At 62.9% G+C, this 18006-nt stretch carries 16 protein-coding genes; 6 read left to right on the top strand and 10 right to left on the bottom strand.

Annotated elements, in window-relative coordinates; all coding sequences use genetic code 11:
• Window positions 1-14: 14 nt before the first annotated feature.
• The 3 genes from PV761_RS11080 to PV761_RS11090 are packed head-to-tail and all read right to left on the bottom strand — an operon-like array spanning window position 15 to window position 2698.
• Complete coding sequence (locus tag PV761_RS11080) at window positions 15-866, bottom strand: ABC transporter permease (protein ID WP_347896699.1); 852 nt, start codon at window positions 864-866, stop codon at window positions 15-17.
• Entirely contained in the window at window positions 859-1638 is a 780-nt protein-coding gene (locus tag PV761_RS11085; RefSeq protein WP_347896701.1) for an ABC transporter permease subunit, read from the bottom strand. The genes PV761_RS11080 and PV761_RS11085 overlap by 8 nt, the downstream gene beginning before the upstream one ends.
• A gap of 37 nt (window positions 1639-1675) precedes the next feature.
• A complete protein-coding gene (locus PV761_RS11090) occupies window positions 1676-2698 on the bottom strand; it encodes an ABC transporter substrate-binding protein (RefSeq protein ID WP_347896703.1) in 1023 nt (340 codons plus the stop codon).
• 135 nt (window positions 2699-2833) lie between these two features.
• Between PV761_RS11090 and PV761_RS11095 the strand changes: the two genes are divergently transcribed.
• Entirely contained in the window at window positions 2834-4339 is a 1506-nt protein-coding gene (locus tag PV761_RS11095; protein WP_347896705.1) for an aldehyde dehydrogenase family protein, read from the top strand.
• Window positions 4340-4438: 99 nt separating this feature from the next.
• On the opposite strand, the gene PV761_RS11100 is transcribed toward PV761_RS11095, so the two are convergent.
• Window positions 4439-6031: an FAD-binding oxidoreductase gene (locus tag PV761_RS11100; protein WP_347896707.1), complete on the bottom strand. Its 1593-nt coding sequence runs from the start codon at window positions 6029-6031 to the stop codon at window positions 4439-4441.
• Between the two features lie 149 nt (window positions 6032-6180).
• On the opposite strand from PV761_RS11100, the gene PV761_RS11105 reads away from it, so the two are divergent.
• Complete coding sequence (locus tag PV761_RS11105; protein ID WP_347896709.1) at window positions 6181-7131, top strand: LysR family transcriptional regulator; 951 nt, start codon at window positions 6181-6183, stop codon at window positions 7129-7131.
• Between the two features lie 26 nt (window positions 7132-7157).
• Here PV761_RS11105 and PV761_RS11110 read toward each other — a convergent pair whose 3' ends face one another.
• The 4 genes from PV761_RS11110 to PV761_RS11125 all read right to left on the bottom strand — a co-directional run bounded on the left by PV761_RS11110 (window position 7158) and on the right by PV761_RS11125 (window position 12023).
• Window positions 7158-8465: an LLM class flavin-dependent oxidoreductase gene (locus PV761_RS11110; RefSeq protein ID WP_347896711.1), complete on the bottom strand. Its 1308-nt coding sequence runs from the start codon at window positions 8463-8465 to the stop codon at window positions 7158-7160.
• A gap of 197 nt (window positions 8466-8662) precedes the next feature.
• Window positions 8663-10024 carry an MFS transporter gene (locus PV761_RS11115; RefSeq protein WP_347896713.1) on the bottom strand — a complete coding sequence of 454 codons (1362 nt, stop codon included), beginning with the start codon at window positions 10022-10024 and terminating at the stop codon, window positions 8663-8665.
• 193 nt (window positions 10025-10217) lie between these two features.
• Window positions 10218-11111 carry a VOC family protein gene (locus PV761_RS11120; protein ID WP_347896715.1) on the bottom strand — a complete coding sequence of 298 codons (894 nt, stop codon included), beginning with the start codon at window positions 11109-11111 and terminating at the stop codon, window positions 10218-10220.
• A gap of 381 nt (window positions 11112-11492) precedes the next feature.
• Window positions 11493-12023: a GNAT family N-acetyltransferase gene (locus tag PV761_RS11125; protein ID WP_347896717.1), complete on the bottom strand. Its 531-nt coding sequence runs from the start codon at window positions 12021-12023 to the stop codon at window positions 11493-11495.
• 267 nt (window positions 12024-12290) lie between these two features.
• On the opposite strand from PV761_RS11125, the gene PV761_RS11130 reads away from it, so the two are divergent.
• From PV761_RS11130 to PV761_RS11145, 4 genes are all read left to right on the top strand, one after another.
• The gene (locus PV761_RS11130) at window positions 12291-13328 is read left to right on the top strand and encodes a TOMM precursor leader peptide-binding protein (RefSeq protein ID WP_347896719.1); all 1038 of its coding nucleotides are present in this window, start codon (window positions 12291-12293) and stop codon (window positions 13326-13328) included.
• Complete coding sequence (locus tag PV761_RS11135; RefSeq protein WP_028272022.1) at window positions 13312-13794, top strand: hypothetical protein; 483 nt, start codon at window positions 13312-13314, stop codon at window positions 13792-13794. The genes PV761_RS11130 and PV761_RS11135 overlap by 17 nt, the downstream gene beginning before the upstream one ends.
• 85 nt (window positions 13795-13879) lie before the next feature.
• Window positions 13880-14608 carry a hypothetical protein gene (locus tag PV761_RS11140; protein WP_347896722.1) on the top strand — a complete coding sequence of 243 codons (729 nt, stop codon included), beginning with the start codon at window positions 13880-13882 and terminating at the stop codon, window positions 14606-14608.
• A 1-nt stretch (window position 14609) separates the two neighbouring features.
• Window positions 14610-15833: an MFS transporter gene (locus PV761_RS11145; protein WP_028272020.1), complete on the top strand. Its 1224-nt coding sequence runs from the start codon at window positions 14610-14612 to the stop codon at window positions 15831-15833.
• Window positions 15834-15937: 104 nt separating this feature from the next.
• Here PV761_RS11145 and PV761_RS11150 read toward each other — a convergent pair whose 3' ends face one another.
• Together PV761_RS11150 and PV761_RS11155 are read right to left on the bottom strand one after the other, a co-directional pair.
• Window positions 15938-16633: an excalibur calcium-binding domain-containing protein gene (locus PV761_RS11150; protein WP_347896724.1), complete on the bottom strand. Its 696-nt coding sequence runs from the start codon at window positions 16631-16633 to the stop codon at window positions 15938-15940.
• Between the two features lie 45 nt (window positions 16634-16678).
• A complete protein-coding gene (locus PV761_RS11155; RefSeq protein WP_347896726.1) occupies window positions 16679-17971 on the bottom strand; it encodes a DUF1524 domain-containing protein in 1293 nt (430 codons plus the stop codon).
• Window positions 17972-18006: the final 35 nt, after the last annotated feature.

An 18006-nucleotide genomic window follows, 5' to 3' on the forward strand; every position in this document is an offset into this window, starting at 1 on the left:
TTGGACCGGGGTGGTCATTTTGCGCCTGACTTGAAGTACCAGCTCAGGATCCTGCGTTCAAGAACGATGAACAGGAGCGAGAGGATGTACCCGATGACGCCGACGAGCAGCGCACCCGCCCACGTCTCAGGCACCATGAAAGTTGCGGAGGAATTGAGGATGTAAAAGCCCAATCCCTTGTTGGCGGCGAAGAGTTCGCTCACCACCATCACCGTGATTCCGATGGGAAGAGCCACTCGCACGCCGGCCACGATCTGCGGAAGCGCGGCCGGAAGCACCACCTTGCGGAAGTGCAGACCGCGCGGGATCCGGTAGACCTTGGAGAACTTCCGGATGGTCGGTTCCACACCCAGGACACCGTCGATGGTATTCAGCAACACCGGCCACATGCAGGCAAAGGCGATGGTGTAGATCTTGGGGCCCTGTCCGATTCCGAAGGCACCGATGATCAGCGGAACCAGTGCCGCCTGGGGGACGGACCGGAAGAAATGAATGACCGGATCCACGATCTCCCGCAACCGCCTGGTCTCGCCAAGGATCAGTCCCCCGACAATGCCGACTGCCACCGCGATCAGGAGGCCCGCGGCCAGGTTCCCCAGGCTATAGGCGGCTCCGGAGGCGATCACGCCGTTGGCGAGGTCCCGGCCCAGGCTGGCCATGATCGACTCAAGGGAAGGGATAAAAACATTGGTGCTGTCCGCCGTCGCGATCCACCAAACGGCGAACACGACGACGATCAACCACGTCCGCTGAAGTACGCTGAGGGCCACCTGCGCGGGACGGCTGCGCCCGCGCGCCGCGTCCGGCCGCCTGGCCCGGGACGCAGTTTCCGGCTTGGGTGCCGGACGAAGGGCTGTATCAGTCATTGGCCTGCCTGTTCCATTTGAGAATCCTGCCCTCGGCGAAGTTGAGCAGGCTGGCGATGCTCCAACCCACCAGCCCGGCGAAAAAGAGGTACGCGAACGCCGAATCCCACCGTTGGGCCTGCTGGGCCAGGGTGATCTGCCGGCCGATTCCCGGGGCCTGGCTGAGCACCTCAACGCCGACGGCAACGAGGATGGAGATCGAGGCCGAGATCCGGACGCCGGTGGCGATGAAGGGGGTGGCGCTGGGGAGCAGGACCCGGCGGAACCGGAGGACTGCCGGGATCTGGAAGATCCGCACCGTGTCCACCACTGCCGACTCCATCCGTCGGGCACCGTAGATTGTCTGCACGAGCACCGGCCACAGGCAGGAAAGCGCGACGACGACGGTCTCCATCTGGGCGGTAGCTCCCAGCAGCATGATGACCACAGGCATCAGTGCCAGTACCGGGAACGAACGCCCGAAATCGATCAGGATCGACGTCGAGCGGTCCAGCGCCCGGACGGAACCAATGAGCAGTCCGAGTACCGTTCCAACCACGACGGCGATCAGCCAGCCGCTGACGGCAGCCGTCATGGTCTGCGCAAGCGCCGACCAGAACGTTGCCGATGTCAGGGCCGCGCCAATGGAGGACACAAGGGCGGCGACCCCTGGTGTCATCGAGGGAAGCGTGCCGCTCCAGATCACCAGCTGCCAGATGGCCAGGAGTGCCGCAACCGCCAGTACTCGCTGGGTGGTCAACCCCCAGTCCATCGACTTTGTACTTGTCTTCATATCGATCTCTCCGTCATGTACCTGATTCCCGGCAGCCTTACTTGGTGAAGCGCGGGGCGTCGGCCCAGAGCATGGCCTCGGCGGTCGGCGGCTTGCTGACGAAGCCGAGGTCCTTCATGGCGTCGATACCGGCCTGACCTGTGGCCAGGTTGATGGACGTGTTCACCGGAACGTAGGACTTGGGGTTGACCTTCGCGGAGTCCACCTGTTTAACGCGTGCGGTGATGTCCACGATCGTTTTGACGTTTGCCGGGTCAGTGTAGAACTGGGCCGCCTTGGTCATGGCGTCATTGAACTTCTTGGCGGTTCCGGGGTTGCTCTTGAGCCAGGCGTCGGTGGCGGCCCAGACAGTGACGGGCATGTTGCCCTGGAATTCGCGCACCGGGCTGGCAATGCTCTTGAAGCCTGCGTCGACGAGCTGGTGGTAGTAGGTATCGGCTGCGAACGCGGCATCCACCGTTCCCTGCTCCAGGGCAGCCTGCATGCCGGCGTAGGGAACAGCGATCTCCGTAATCGACTTGGGGTCGATTCCCGCCGCCGCCGCAGCCTGGAGCATGGGGATGTCGCCGCCGGTGTTCACGCCGACCACCGCAACGTTCTTGCCTTTCAGGTCAGCAACGGTTTTGATGCTGCTGTTCTTGGGGATCAGGATTCCGGAGTTGTCCGAGTTGGGATCAACCACGCCGTTTCCGGAGACCACCTTCACCGGCATGCCCTTCGCCGTGGCGGTGGTCATCACACCCCAGGATGCCGTGGTGATGTCAGCCTGTCCGCTCACGGTCTGGGCCAGGTTGGCCGAGGGATCGGCGCCGGGGACGATTTCCACGGTGAGGCCTGCCTCATCGAAGAAGCCCTTCTCCTTGGCGACGTAGGCCGTTTCGAACTGGATCGGGGCCACTACAACCTTGATCGATGTCTTGCCCTCCGAGCCAGCCGCGTCCCCGGCGGCACCGCTGGCCGCACCGGGGGCCCCGCAGGCGGCAAGTGACAGCAGGGTCAGGCCGGCCACCGCGGGCGTCAGAACCTTGGCCAAAAGTGAGTGGCGCTTGTGCTTTTCCATCCAGAATCTCCTCATTGAGTGCAAGCAAAATAAATGCATAATTCCTAGAACAATGTATCTTGGAGAACGTGATGTGGCAACCATCACAGATTGCATAACATCAATCCTGAGCAGCCGCCTCCCGGAAGGAAGCCAATGACGCCCCTTACCCAGACCCTCCCCACCATTCCGAGGCCTGACCTGCTGGGCAGGCCGCTCCGCCTGCTGATCGACGGAGCATGGGTGGACGGCGGAGAGGAACCGCTCCCCGTCACCGACCCCTCCACCGGCGATCTCCTGGTGGACTCCGCATCCGCGAGCGCCCAGGACGTTGACCGTGCGGTCCAGGCCGCCCGCCGGGCCTTCGACTCGGGTCCGTGGCCGGCAATGTCGCCTGCCCAGCGGAGCCGCCTGATCTGGAAGCTCGGCGAGGCCATTGACGCCGCCGCCGACGAACTGGCATTGCTGGAGACCCTCAATACCGGAAAGCCGTTGGGCTTTGCCCGGGCCTTCGAAATCTCTGGGGCGGCCGAGTCGTTCCGCTACCACGCGGGCTGGGCGACAAAGCTCAACGGCGAAACCCGCAACGTCTCCCTCCCTGGCGAATGGCACGCCTATACGCTCCGGGAAGCCATCGGCGTCGTTGGTTTGATCGTTCCGTGGAACAGCCCCCTGGCCATCACCGCGGCCAAGTTGGCGCCCGCCCTGGCGGCAGGCTGCACCGTGGTGCTCAAGCCGGCGGAACTCACGCCCCTGACCGCGGTCCGGCTGGGGGAACTGGCCCTGGAGGTGGGGTTCCCGCCCGGCGTGCTGAACATTGTCCAGGGCCTCGGCGCTGTTTCCGGACAGCGGATCGCGGACCATCCCCTCGTGGACAAGATCTCCTTTACGGGCTCCACCGCCGTAGGCAAGCACCTGCTGGCTTCGTGCGCCGGCAACCTGAAGCGCGTTTCACTGGAACTCGGCGGCAAGTCTCCGGTGGTCATCTACCCGGACGCGGACCTCGAGCGGGCCATCGACGGCGCGGCAATGAGTATCTTTGGTAACACTGGCCAGGTGTGCGCTGCGGGCTCCCGCCTGTACGTCCACGAGGCCGTGGCGGACGAAGTGGTCGCAGGGATCTCGCAACGGGCCGAGGCGCTGAGGATCGGCCCCGGCACTGACCCGCAGGCCCAGGTCGGTCCGGTCATTTCAGAGCAGCAGCGCGAGAGGATCCTGGGCTACATCCAGAGCGGCCGTGAGGAGGGCGCGGAGCTGGTCACCGGCGGCGCGGCAGTGGCCGGGGACGGCTTCTTCATCCAGCCGACCATCCTGCGCAACACCACCCACGACATGAAGGTGGTCCGGGAGGAGATTTTCGGGCCGGTTCTCTCGACGGCAACTTTCCGCGACTCGGACAGCGTTGCGGACATCGTGGCCCGCGCCAATGACACCGTCTACGGGCTCTCCTCCACCATCTGGACCAAGGACATTTCCCGGGCCCATCAGTTCGCGCGCCGGATGAAGGCGGGAAATGTGCGGGTTAACGCCGCCGGCGGCATGGACGCGAACATGCCGTTCGGGGGTTTCAAGCAGTCCGGCTGGGGCAAGGAGAACGGCCGCGAGGGCGTGGAGGCCTACACCGAGGTCAAGTCCGTCGCGGTCAATATCAGCGGCTCCTAGCCGGTAGGCCGCCTCTGTAAGGGAGAAGGGCAGCCAATAGGGGCCGGAGGCTGGTTTGTTCACCGGCCTCCGGCCCCTATTGGTTTAAGAGGCAGCCCCCTACCGCGGGACCACCGACTCCGCCACGCCGACGGGCGCCTCCGCCCCCACCTCCCGGTACCGCCGTGGCCAGACCCCCTGCTTTCCGGGCGACAGGATGCCGTTGGGATCCAAAGCGTCCTTCAGTTTCTCCTGGAGCCGGCGGACGGCGTTGTTGTTGTAGTCGAAACCGTCGGCGATGACGTCCATGTAATCCACATGACTGCGGTAGGGAGCGTATCCATGGCTGCGGGCAGCCGCGAGCAACGCAGAATAGAGCGCCCGCGCGCGCGCCAGCTGCTCCTGGTTGTCGTTTTCGAAGAAGATCATGGTCACGTGCACCATGTGGCGTGCGTAGAGGTGGTAGCCGATGTACAGGTCAAAGCCGTACTGGCGGTACAGCTCCTTGGCTTCCCGGTAGAACGCCCACACTTCCTCCCCGCGCGCGGGAATGATGGGCGCCGCGTCAATGTGGCCGCCGTTCTCCGCCGCCCACGCCACCGTGGACAGCGGCTTAAGCGTAGGCACTCCGGCCATTTGCGTGCGGTCAATGTCGGCAATATCCTCGTACGCCACCTGCATGCCTTCGGCACCCTCGTACATACGAGCCTTGACGGTGAAACCATCAAGTCCGGCGAAACGTTCCCTGATGATTTCCAGCCTGCGTTCGGCAAGGCCCTTGTCGCCGTAGATGGCGAACTTGGCGTTCCACTGGCCGATGCCCATCTCCTGACGCATTTCTTCGAGGCGCTCGTCCGGGATGGACCCCTCCCCCTCGTACCAGCGGGAGCGCGGCCCGTTCATGGTGGCAGCCCGCACCACGTTGCCGCAGAGGGCGTTGTTCTGGATGACCTCCTCGCGCCGGAGCTGGGTCAGGATATCCACGAGCTTGGGCATGTCCTCCTCGCGCTCCACCACAACGTCACCGTTGAAGTACACGTCGGGCCAGGGCATCAGCCAAAGGCCGATCTTGGTGACGATGCCGAGGTTGGACTGGGTGAAGATGCCGTCAAGGGTGGGGCCGAAGCCGCCCTTGAAGATGGGCCCCAGTTCCGTGCCCTCCATGGCCCACATTCCGGTCCGCACCAGCTCACCGTCCGGAAGGATTACCTCCATGCCGCATATGGACTGCACATGGTCCCCCATGGGCGTCATGCCGTAGCCGCGGTCCAGCGCATTACCGAGGATGGAACCCCAGCCGAGGGCGGGAACGGACATCCACAGCTTCAGGCCCTGTTCCTGAATGTGTTCGAAAAGGTCGAAGAAGCTGACTCCGGGCTCGATGACGGCGTAGTTGAGGTGGTCGTTCACCTCGATGACCTTGTTGAGGCGGCTGAGGTCCAGCGCCACCATGCCCCGGGTGCGGGGTTCCGGCCCCCCGTAACCAAGGTTCTTGCCTCTGGAGAAGGACCACAGCGGAACCCCGGTCTCGTTGGCGAGCCGCACAATTGCCTGGACCTCTTCCACGCTGACGGGACGGACGCCGGGCCATTTCGCCCGTCCGGGGTTCAGCGGGTACGGATCGATGTAGCCCTCTTGCGGCGTAGCGCGGACAACATTGTCGGCGCCGACAATGGCTTCCGCTTGGTCAAGGAATCTGGCTTGTGCGTCCATTACGTCACGTCACTTTCGGGAAGGTGTGCCGCCGCCGCGGCGGCAATAACTGTGGCGCCGACGTCGGCACCGTTTGTTTCATCATGACAAGCTGTATTGATCAAGTAAATGACCTGTTTCTGCTCATGGTTATCAGTAGAATTGACAATGTGAATATCAGCCTAAATCCCTCGATCACCCTGCGCCAGGTACTCCACTTTGTGGTGGCGGCCGAGACCGGAACCATGAGCGAGGCGGCACGCCGGCTGCACATGGCGCCGTCGGCAATTTCCATGTCCATCGCCGAACTCGAGCGGATCGTGGGCGCGCAGCTGTGCATCAAGCGCAAGTCGAAGGGGCTCACCCTGACGTCGACGGGCCTCGTGGTGTTCCGCCAGGCGCGCCAACTGCTGGACCTCGCCGATGAGATCGCGTCGCTGTCCAAAAGGGACAGGGCGGATATCCGGGGACCGCTAACCGTCGGCTGCTTCATGCCGCTGGCGCCCACCATCATTCCTCCGATGCTGGCGGACTTTGCGGATCAATGCCCGCATGTGGAGGTGGACTTCATCGAGGGGTACCACGAGGATCTCCAAGACCGCCTGCTCAACGGCTCCATCGACGCCGCCTTCGTGTACGACATGGACATTTCCCCTGCCCTGAAGACGGCGCCGCTGCTCTCCGTGGAGCCCTACATCCTGCTCCCGGAAGACCACCCCCTGCGCGAGTCAGAAGCGGTCTCCCTCCGGGACGTGGCTGCCAGTCCGCTCATCTTTTTTGACGCTCCACCCATTTCCACGCGCATTCTGGACATGTACCGCGACGCCGGACTTACTCCGGACATCCGGCACCGCTCACGCAGCTACGCCACGGTGCGGTCCCTGGTGGCGGGCGGCCGAGGCGTCGCCGTGTTGTTCCAGCAGCCCATGCTGGATGCGCCCTATGAGGAACTGAAGGTTGTCCTCAAACGGGTTGCGGAGCCCCGCGTACACACCCGCACCCCGGCCACCGTTTCACTGGCCTGGACGCGCAGCATGCGGTTGAATGCCCGTGCCCAGGCGTGGGTGGATGTCGCCGTCGAACGGTTCGGCACGCCCGGCTTCGAAGCCGGGCAGCTTTAAGCCGACAATCGACGGACTGAGCGGGCCTAGGCTGACGGGCGCGAGAGTCCAAGGTTGTCACGCAGGGTGGTGCCCTCATACTCGGACCGGAAGTAGCCGCGGTCCTGGAGCTCCGGGACCAGCTTGTCGCAAATGAGCTTGAAGCCGCCCGGGTTGAAGGGCGCGTTGAGATTGAAGCCGTCGCAGGCCTTCGACTCGAACCAGTCCACCATGCGGTCAGCCACCCGAGAGGGGGTGCCGGCCATCCACTGGTGTCCGGTGGAACGCGCCAGGTCAACGATCAGCTCCCGCAGCGTCATCCCCATATCCACGCTCTTCTTGCGGTAGATCTGGTAGCGGCTGCCCAGCCTGGGGTCGTCCGAGAACCACTCCGCCGGGATCTTTTCATCGAACTCCAGCTCGGAAAGGTCCATCTTGAGGTCGGCGCCCACCTGCTTGAGGCCGTTGCCGAGATGTACGTAACCGGCCAACTCGTTGGCGAGCTCCTGTGCTTCCTTCTCGGTGTCGCCAAGAATCGGCAGGATGCCGGGGATGATCTTGACGTCGTCGGGGTTCCGGCCCTTCTCGGCCACCATGTTCTTGAACTTGGTGTAGAACTCGATGGAGGGCTCCTTGAACGGCTGCGCGGTGTAAATCCCGTCGGCCACCGAGGAACCCAGGTCCATTCCGGGGCCCGAAGATCCCGCTTGGACCAGGACGGGCCGGCCCTGCGGCGACCGCGGCATGTTGATGGGGCCCTCGACTTCAAAGAACTCGCCCTTGTGCCGGATGGCCTTGAGCTTGCTGCGGTCCACGTACTCGCCGGAGGCCCGGTCCACGATGATGGCGTCATCGGACCAGCTGTCCCAGAGTCGCTGCACCACGTCAACGAACTCGGTGGCCCGCCGGTACCGCACGGCGGGATCGGGAACGTCCTCCACACCGTAGTTGCTGAAGCCGTCCGACGACGTGACGATGTTCCAGCCGGCCCTGCCGTTGGACATGTGGTCCAGTCCGCACAGCTGCCGGGCCAGGTTGTACGGCTCGGAGAATGAAGTGGACATGGTCCCGATCAGGCCGATGTTCTTGGTCCTGGCAGCGAGCGCCGCCAGCACGGTCATGGGTTCGTAGAACCCGTTCATCTTGATGTCGCCCCGCATCACCGTGTTGGCGTGGACGATGTCCCCGAAGAAGACGGCGTCGAGCTTGGCGGCCTCGGCCATCGCGGTCAGATCTGCCACGAAATCAAGGTTGCCCAGTTCCTCGGCCCGGCTTCCTTCCATCCTCCAGCTGTCCTTGTGGTAGCCCGCGGGCAGCATGAAGGTGGTGAGCACCATGTGATTCTTAGGCTTCATTGCCTGGTTCCTTTCGTGATGTGCGCGCCTGTCCGGGCGCCTCGCTGCCTCCATCATGGCAGTCAGAACATGTTGCGTAAATGAGAAGTTTCCGACTAATGAGTTCAATAAAATTGACAATTGGAACTAGAGGGAAACCCCGGCTGGCACTATCTGCCAGCCGGGGTTTTCGGAGAAGGAGGCTAGACGGCGTCGGGCTAGACAGCGTCGAGCTTGAGGCGCGAGCCCTCACGCGTCAGGCGCACTGCCGCGAGGCCCGCCCCCAGGATGACGATCCAGAACGCCGCCACCAGCCATATTCCGCCGCCGGCTGCCAGCACCAGGCCCGTGGCAATCATCGGAGTAAAGCCGGCGCCGATCATCGAGGCTCCCTGATAGGACAGGGATGCTCCCGTGTAGCGGACGCCAGTGGGGAACTGCTCGGAGATAAACGCGCCGATAGGTCCTGCGAGGGCCCCTTGGACCAGTCCGTTGCCGATCACCACTGCCACCGCAAAGCCCCAGAGGGTTCCGTTTGTCAGCAGCATGATGAGGGGGAAGGCGAGGAGGATGGCCGCCACGCCGGCGCCGGTAAGGACCGCACGCCGGCCGATCCGGTCGCTGAGGCGTGCTGAATAGAAGCAGACCGCCACGGTCACGACGGCGGCTACGCCCTTCCAATTCAGGACGCCGGAGCGGTCCACGCCGCTTGCCACCGCCATCGAAACACCCCACACCGTCAGCAGGCCCTGGCAGGCATAGAACCCGAGTGTGGCCACAAGGGTGACCACGACGAGGCGCGGATGATGGCGAAGCACCTCCAGCAAAGGCGGGTGCTTGATTTTGGCAGCTTCGGCGTCGAGCGCCTGGAAGACGGGAGTCTCTGCCACCCTCAACCGGATAATCATGCCGATGAGGATTAGCAGGGCGCTAAGCAGGAAGGGTATCCGCCAGCCCCAGACCAGGAATTGGTCCCCGGTCAGGGCGGAAACGGCGGAGACTGCAAGGGTGGCCAGCAGCCCGCCGGCCGGACCGCCCGCATTGGCGAACGCCGCGGCGAGTCCGCGTTTTTTCGCGGGGGCGTGCTCCAAGGCCATCAACGTGGCGCCACCCCATTCCCCTCCGACGGAAATGCCCTGGATGACGCGCAGGAGTACCAGCACCACCGGCGCTGCAACACCTATCTGGTCCGTGGTGGGCAGGAGCCCGATCAGGACGGTGGCGCCACCCATCATGAGCATGGACAGCACCAGCATCTGCTTCCGGCCCAGGCGGTCGCCGAAGTGGCCGAAGATGATGCCGCCCAGCGGCCGCGCCACGTAGCCCGCTGCCAGCGTCGCAAACGAAGCGAACAGGGAAAGGCCGGGACCCAAGTTGGCAAAGAAGACGCGGTCAAATACCAGCGACGCTGCCGTGGCATACAGAATGAAGTCGTAGTACTCGATGATGCTGCCAATAAGGCTGGAGCCGAGGATCCGGCGCATGTCCTTGGTGTTCAGCGAGTCAGCCGCGGGCCGCCTTCTGCCCGCGGGGAGGTTCACCGGCCCCTGATTGCTCTGGGCTGTTTTCGGGTTCAACATGGTCTCTTTTCAAGCTGTGAGAGTTCGGTGGCCGACGCCAATGTTGGTCACGTTCCGAAGCAAGCCCCTTATCCGTACGTTCAAGCATGACGCGGATCACAGGAGAAGGCGAGTCGATTACGCATAACTTCGGTGAAAGTGTTTTATTTTGCGCCCAACGGAGCGCCCGATGGGCGCAGAGGGCCCGTAGGGGTCAGCGGTGGATGCTGCTGAGGGACCGGCGGTCAACTGGCGCCAGCCCGAACTTGCGGAAGTCCAACGGCCGGTACTGGCCCCACATGTTGTACCAATTCTCGTCCTCGCCCCACACCACGGGCGGACGGGCGTCGTCGTAGATTTGCTCCAGATCCGTGTAGAGCTCGACGACGGCACCAGAGTGTTCCACGTAGTAGGCGGCGATGTTGTGGCCGGCCCCGTGACGGACCGGGCCCCAGATGAGGTCCCGGCCCAGCTTGTTCAGCCTGTCACCAAGCTTGCCGAGGTCGGCAATGCTTTGCGTCTGCCAGGCGTGATGATGCAGGGTTCCTTCACCTCGAACCAGGGCGATGCCGTGGTGGTCAGGGTTGCAGCGCATGAAATAGGCAAAATCGTCACCAATGACGTCCGAGAGGCGGAAATCCAAGACCCGGCGCAGGAACCGCATCATGCCGCCCACGTCCCGGGGATGGAAGTTGAAGTGGCCGTACCGATCGGGGCCGAAGGACTGCTGGAGGGCGATGTCCTCCTGCATGCCGACATAGATTTCAAACACGAAGCCCTCGGGCCCGATGAAGGAGAAACCGTCCTCGATACCAGCACCGCGGGGCTTGTTGCTGACGATCGTGAAGTTCTCGCTGTCCACCCGCCGACGAATCTCGCGCAGTGCGTCGCCATTGGCGGCGACAAGGCCGAATCCATCCACGCCATTGACATCCGACTCGACGTAGACGAGTTCATGATGGACATTCCCGGCGGCAAGGTACACGGCGTCGGACGTGCGCTCCGTTTCGCGGAGTCCCAGGATTTGAGTTGCGTCAAATACCGAGCTGGCAATGTCCGTCGTTTGAATACTTACGTGGCCCATGGCGCTGATCAATCCCCAAGACATCCTTGTCTCCTCTTCGTTGCACGGCTCTATCAGATCCCGCTGCGCACGGATCTGTGACTAAGAAAACAGTATCTTAGTTAGAATCGATAATCTAGAGAAAAAACAAAATATGCGTCGAACGGATGAAGCATCCCCGCCGTAAGTTGATGTTGAACTCTCACTTGCTCTGATGGATGCGGCCGTTATCATCATCGGCGGCGGGCTGTTTCTGGTGGACTCTCCCCGGTTCCACATCCCGTGGGAAGGGGGACCGGCGTATACGATCCCTTCGCAGGCAAGGCTTGGGCGGCCGCTCCGGCGGGGCTGCCTCTTCACCCGCAGGACCGTGGGGCGTTCTTGGCGCGGATGCTTTAGCTTGAAGTCGCACCAGCCCCGTCTGACTTAGGACCGCGCCACATCAATCCAGTAGCGCCTAAATGGCCGCCCGTTCCCGCCCATCCTCACGTCCTCGAGCAGGCCTCCACAACGCTCGATAGTCCTGACTGACGCTGCATTTGCATCATCGCAGGTCAGAAGAACGCGATCAGGCTCTACCTGCGCAGCCAAACTGGCACACACTTCGTGCAGAGCCCACGACGCCGCCCCGCGCCCTCGATCGGACGGCCGGACCCCGTATCCGATATGCCCGCCCGAGTTCAGGAGGGCCGGGGTGAGGTAGTGGCGGAAGGCAATCGCCCCCACGTACCGCGAGCCCTCCGTGATCCAGCGATAGGTGCAAGGAACAATGCCGCCCGCCTCGGCAGCCCGTTCAGCACGCGAAAGTCTTTGGACCCACTCGGCGAATCCCTCCGGGCTGGTGACGTCGTCGTCTGGCAACAGGCCGGCACCGTCCTGGTGAGCGCCGCCCCACTCACGGTGAGACTCGGCAAACGACGGGTAGAAGGATGTATCCGGGACAACAAGTTCAAACATGCACACGACTCTATACGCGTTCCAACCTACGTTTGTAACACGATTCGGTATTCAAAGAATTTCTAGTCAAGAGCCTTGTCAAATCTGTGACAGATGTCGTAGATTCAATCCGTCCAACAAATTGATAAACCTAGAGGAGTGACCCATGCTGAAGCTCAAGCGACTGACCAAGCGCCGTTCCAAGCTGAACTTCGTGTTCAACTGAACCAAGAAAAATTAGTGGGGACCACGCATTGCGTGGTCCCCACTCCTAATTGGAGGCAAGTATTGGCAGCCACGACCTACTCCCTCAAGCAGTCGCTTCCCGTCGTCACAAGTGACACCTCCGTGCACATCGGATTGGCACCACCCAATGCGATCGAAATTGAAGACGCACCAGACGGGCTGGCGGAATTGCTTGGATTTGCATCGCAACCGCGCACACTCGATGAACTGGGCAATGAGGCCCAACTACTGCTTGGCGAAAGCTCCGGGCAAGTCATCGAGGAACTCATCGACGCCGAAATTTTGGTGCCCTACAGGATTGACCTTTCAGGGCAATACAGCCGCCATGATCTGTACTTCGCGCTGGCTCACGGCACAGGCCCGGGAGCCAGTGACTTGCTCCGCACACGAACGGTAGCGCTCATCGGCGTCGGCGGCATCGGAACCAACGTGGCCATGCAGCTCGCAACGGCCGGGGTCGGTTCCATCGTGCTGGTGGACGGAGATTCCGTCGAGAAAAGCAACCTCACCCGGCAGTATCTCTTCACCGCCCAGGACGTCGGCAAATCGAAGATCGAAGCGGCTGCAAAGAATCTTTCGCTTCGAGCGCCCGAAGTCAACACGATCGAAGTCCCGTCAATGATCTCAGGCGTCGAGGACCTCCTGCCGATCTTTCACGATTCAGACTTCGTAGTTGTATCCGCCGATACTCCCCAGGAAGTGCTCGAGTGGTCCAACGAAGCGTCCATTATTTCCGGAACTCCGTTTACCTGTGCCGGTTACCAGGACACGCGTGGAGTGGTGGGCCCGGTCGTCAGGCCGGGCGAAACTCCATGTCTGCTGTGCGCGGCAACGGATAACGACGGACGTACGAACTCCACGGCGTCCCTCACTACGACAAATTTCAACTCGGCCTACCAGGCGCCCAGCTTCGGCCCGCTCAATTCCATCGTGGCGTCGATTGCCGCCATGGAAGTGTTCCGCTATCTGCTTACCGGCTCGACGCAGCTGGATGGTCGGAGACTGGTCTTTGACTCACTGGAACTGTCGTCGGAATTTGAAGACTTCGCCAGGAATATCCACTGTGCTGCGTGCACCTGACGTCAACAGCAGCAAGGCACTGGTCGCACTGGCCGGGGCGTTTACGGTCGCTTCACTGGTGTCGACCGTTGCCAACAGGAACTTCTGGCCCATTGCATCCAACAATATGTTCAATGCGAAGTTCGGCGACCGCCTCTCCCGTTTCGCCGTCGAGTTCCACCTTTCAGACGGAACGGTAGTAGCCTGCGGGCCCGCAAACTGCATACCGACCCAGTTCTTCCGGGCCGGGGCAGTGTTTGCAGACGTTTTCATGGGCGACGAGGACCATCCGAAACAAGTCCTGTGCCAAAGGATTCTCCGCAGACTGCGCAGGGATCGGTGGAGGTCATTTGACGAGGTTAGAGCGCCCGCAAATCTACCCAACGTCCCCCTATCCAGGATGGAAATCTGGGTAGAGACCACCGTGCGGGGAATGCCCCAGGAAAGGGAAGTCGTGTATACCTATGTTCCATCAGATGCGCAGTAAGCCAGCAAGTTTGCGGCAGGCACGCACTGCCGCATTGTGGATCGTCGCCGCAGTGGCAGTCACGTTACGACCAGGCCCAGCTGCCATGCGCGACTACAAGGCTGCCCTCGATCCTCCGGCCGCGACTTCGGGTCGCGATTCCACTTTCCCCAACATCCCGGGGGCTCAAGGCATTGCAGCCGGCTTGCTACTGGCAGCAGCGGCGAGCGAGGTGTTCACGAGTTCCGATTCAAAGCACCCTTCCTGGCTCCGGCGGGCAGCCCTGGGGGTCTTTCTTGGAACTCGTGCCGCAGATGCCCGGTCCCTTCCGGGCCGATGGCCCTATGACACGTTTATCGAGGCGGTCCTTGCCGTAAGCCAGTGGCCCCACTCCGCGAAGACCGACCCGCGGCTCGCAAATTTGCCGCTCTCAGTGTCACGTGTAGCTCTGTATCTGCCTTACACCCAAGCTGGCCTGTCCAAACTGATCCACGGCTTCGACGCCTGGGTCCGACGCGGGGATGCCAATCACATCTACCACTCGCATTTAGGGGCATCTGACAGCCATCCCTTTGCCCAGGAGAGATTTGCCCGGCCCGTTCGAATCATTACCCGGGCAATTCCCTTCCTCGAATTACTCGCCCTGCCTCTCGCCCTCGTTCTTCCCGGAAGATGGCGGATCCTGGTCCCATGCTGCACCACCCTCTTCCACGTGATGGTTGCCCGTACCTGGAACATCAGCTTTTGGCAGGCTCCCGCCATGCAATGGCTACTGACCTCAGTAGAAAAGCAGTCCGATCTTGCCACCATCCTCCACGCGTACCAAGGAAAGTAAATTGTCTCCAGCAAAGCCATGGCAGCGGCGTCTGCACCTGACGGGAATGTGGGTTAATTCGCTTGGCGGCGGCGCGTACAACATCGCCCTGCCGCTCATCGTGCTTCAAACGAGCGGCAGCCTTGCTCAGATGTCCATCGTTGCCGTCGCATCCCAGCTGCCAAAGGCCTTTCCCGGAGTGCTCATCGGAGGACTGGCCGACCGTATGTCGCCGCGCACCATGACCCACATTGGATATTGGGGTCAGGCGCTGGTGGTTGCAGCTATGGCACTCCTTATCGGGCCGTGGCACACGCCATTCTGGGTTCTTGTACTCGGCGCCTTCCTGCGCGGCAGCCTCGACATGTTCGCCAGAACCGCAACCTTCGTTGCCATCCCGAAAATGTATGGCGACGGCACAGCAAAGTTCAATGCATCAGTCTCTACGGCATGGACATCGGCTTCCATCGTGGGGCCGGCCATCGGCGGAGCTTTGAGTGCTGTCTGGGGTCCCTGGTGGTTGCTGGCCGTGGACGCTGTCTCTTTCACCGTCATCGCGTTGATCATGAACTTCCTGCCGTGGCCGGACCGTCCAGGCAGCGCGCCCGATCGGCCAGGCTTTATTCAAGAGCTTTCCGCAGGGTACAGGAGACTCTCTCAATTGCACGGCTGGTGGCGTTTCGCCGGGACAGTCATCCTGATCGGGTTTCTGTCCGCGCCTCTCTCAACCCTGGCTATCTTCCAAACCTCCGCTGGCCTGGGCGGCTCAACTACCGAAGTGGGGATTGTGGGTGCAGCCGCGGCCGCCGGCCTGTTTTGCGGATCAATCCTGTCCGGGCTGTTTTCAAGCTGGCGTCCAAACATTCTCATGCAGCGTTCCTCGTGGCTCATGGCTGGGGGCTCGTTGCTCTTCTTCGTCCCTTCGTGGATCGCTGTGGCCAGTGCTCTCTTTATCGTTTGCACCGGAGGGATTGCCTGGACTGTGGGGCGCACGTCCCTTATCCACCAACAGATTGCTTCCACTGATCTCGGTAAGACCATGACGGCCGTCCAGTTTCTTGAAACGGTTTCCAGCCCCCTCAGCCTCACGGCTGCCACGTACCTCATGGGTGTTTCGTCGTCCTTGGCGTTTGCGTCAATCTTGGTCGCGGCACTGCTTTCAGGGCTGCTTGCGCTCAAATCCGACTCGATACTAAGTCCTCAGGAGCGCGAACCAGAGCCACGGCAGAGGGAGACAGTGCACTAGTTCACCTGTCCGAAAAAGAGTCCTTGTCCTTAAAGCCGGCTGCCGTGGTTACCTTTCAGAGAAGGAAGTAACCACGGCAGAACAGCTGCTCCGGAAAGCGCCGATTATTTATCGCAGGCCGTGCCGTCGTTATCGCGGTCAAGACCGGCACGGTAGCCGGGCTGACCGGCGTATATCGGCGCGGCCCCTGCTGCCTTCGCGTCGGCGCAGCTGGCGTAGTAGGCGGTGCCCGGCACCGGGGCGACCGGCGCAGGCGCGGGCGCAGCGGGAGCAACCGGCGCCGGTGCCGGCGGCTGCGGGGCCGCCTGCTTCGCCGCCGCCTGTTCGGCCGCCAACTTCGCGGCCGCCGCGGCGGCCGCGGCCGCATCTGCAGCCGCCTTGTCCGCCGCAGCCTTGTCAGCCGCAACCTTGTCCGTTGCAGCTTTTTCCGCCGCAGCCTTCTCAGCAGCCGCCTTGTCCGCGGCAGCCTTTTCCGCCGCCTCCTTTTCGAGGTTCTTGACGCCGAGGTGCACGGTGGAGTCCTTCGCCACCTTCGTGCCCTCCGTTGGGTCCTGGGACGTCACCTGCCAGTTCTTCTTGGACATGATCATTTTGCCGTCGACGGTGTCCTCCGCCTTGACCTTGAGCCCGAGGTCTTCCAGTTGATCCGTGGCTTTATCCAGGGTCAGGCCCATCACGCTTGGAACCGTGACAGCGTCTGAGACTTCTGCAACCGCGGTCGCGGACGATGCCGCCTGCTTGCCACCGCATCCGGTCAGCATGAGCCCGGTCAGCACAACAAGTGCCAGTGTCTTCTTCATTTTTCCCCCTTGGAATGTTTGAAACTGTGAAGTGATGTGGACGGTCTAGCTTTCGCAGGCGATGCCGTCGCGGTCGCGGTCCAGCGCAGGGCGGTAACCCGCTGAGCCGGCGTACAGCGGCGCGGCACCTGCGGCCTTCGCCGCCGCGCAGTTGGCGTAGTACGCGGCAGCCGGGGCCGGTGCGACAGGAACCGGGACCGGAACAACAGGAGCGGGAGCAACAGGAGCCGGCACAGCAGCGGCCGGAGCGGGTGCTGCCGGGGCAGGCACCGCCACAAACGGGGCGGGGGCCACGGCTGCCGGAGCAGGTGCCGGGGCTGCGGCCACCGGCGCCTTCTCGTTGGTCGGCGCGAGCTGGCCCGAGCAGTCGGCCAGGATCCTGGCCATCGCATCGTGCTCCGCCTGCGTGACCCACAGGCTGTAGGTGGCCTTCACCGAAATCTGCCGGGCGACGTACTCGCAGCGGAAGGCCTTGTTCGGCGGCAGCCAGGTGGCGGCGTCGCCGTCGCCCTTTTTGATGTTCGTGGGGCCGTCCGTCGCCTGAAGGTTCAGCGGATCGTTGGCGAAGGCTGTCCGCTGTTCGGTGGTCAGCTGCTGAGCGCCCTTCTGCCAGGCGTCGCTCAGGGCCACAACATGGTCGATCTGGACGGCACTGCTGGTGGCACTCCCCCGCAGGAACTTGATGCTCGTGCCCGTGTACGGGTCCGCCAGTGTCCCGGACTGCACCTTGCAGGGCACGCTGTTGGTGTACGTGATGCCCGTCAGGTCGCGCTTGAGGATGTCATTGCGGGTGTCGCAGCCGTTGCGGTCAACGTCCGCCCAAGCCTGCCCGAACAGGGCGCGGTCATAGCCCGTCTTCGGCGCCCTGCCCTTGATCGGCAGGGTGGCCAGCAGGTCGATCGCCTTGGTGGCAAACGCAGGCTGCGTCTTTGGCGCCGCCACGCTGGCGCCCTGCGCCAACAGGTACGGGCTTTCGGGATCCAGCGGGGCGCCCGTCTCCTGGACGGTGGGAGCGGACGACGGCGTCACCGTGGCTTTCGCCGTCGGGCTCGCCGCCGCTGTGGCTGACGATGCTGTGCTCTCCGACGATGCGGCCTGGACGTTCCCGTCATCCGTCCGCGGCACCACTGAGCCACCCGCGATAAAGAGGGCAAAGGAAACGGCAAGCGCAACGGCGCCCGCCTTCCGCTTGGCGGGCAGCCACGCCCAGGAACGGCGGCCGGTCGCCAGGACGTAGAGGCCGGTAAGGCCGGCAGAGATGGCCAGGAAGATCAGAGCGCCGCCAAGCCCGCTGCTGAACCACCCGATGAGCATAAACAGGGCCGTGAAGCCGCCCACTATGAAAGTTGAAACCCGCGGCTTGCGCGGCGGCC

Source organism: Arthrobacter sp. CC3 (assembly GCF_039907775.1).
Lineage (GTDB): Bacteria > Actinomycetota > Actinomycetes > Actinomycetales > Micrococcaceae > Arthrobacter.

Coding starts and splice junctions, on each gene's coding strand:
- PV761_RS11115 (WP_347896713.1), bottom strand. CDS start 10,024: ATGTTGAACCCGAAAACAGCCCAGAGCAATCAGGGGCCGGTGAACCTC.
- PV761_RS11125 (WP_347896717.1), bottom strand. CDS start 12,023: ATGTTTGAACTTGTTGTCCCGGATACATCCTTCTACCCGTCGTTTGCC.
- PV761_RS11120 (WP_347896715.1), bottom strand. CDS start 11,111: ATGTCTTGGGGATTGATCAGCGCCATGGGCCACGTAAGTATTCAAACG.
- PV761_RS11095 (WP_347896705.1), top strand. CDS start 2,834: ATGACGCCCCTTACCCAGACCCTCCCCACCATTCCGAGGCCTGACCTG.
- PV761_RS11140 (WP_347896722.1), top strand. CDS start 13,880: ATGCGCGACTACAAGGCTGCCCTCGATCCTCCGGCCGCGACTTCGGGT.
- PV761_RS11100 (WP_347896707.1), bottom strand. CDS start 6,031: ATGGACGCACAAGCCAGATTCCTTGACCAAGCGGAAGCCATTGTCGGC.
- PV761_RS11085 (WP_347896701.1), bottom strand. CDS start 1,638: ATGAAGACAAGTACAAAGTCGATGGACTGGGGGTTGACCACCCAGCGA.
- PV761_RS11110 (WP_347896711.1), bottom strand. CDS start 8,465: ATGAAGCCTAAGAATCACATGGTGCTCACCACCTTCATGCTGCCCGCG.
- PV761_RS11150 (WP_347896724.1), bottom strand. CDS start 16,633: ATGAAGAAGACACTGGCACTTGTTGTGCTGACCGGGCTCATGCTGACC.
- PV761_RS11080 (WP_347896699.1), bottom strand. CDS start 866: ATGACTGATACAGCCCTTCGTCCGGCACCCAAGCCGGAAACTGCGTCC.
- PV761_RS11090 (WP_347896703.1), bottom strand. CDS start 2,698: ATGGAAAAGCACAAGCGCCACTCACTTTTGGCCAAGGTTCTGACGCCC.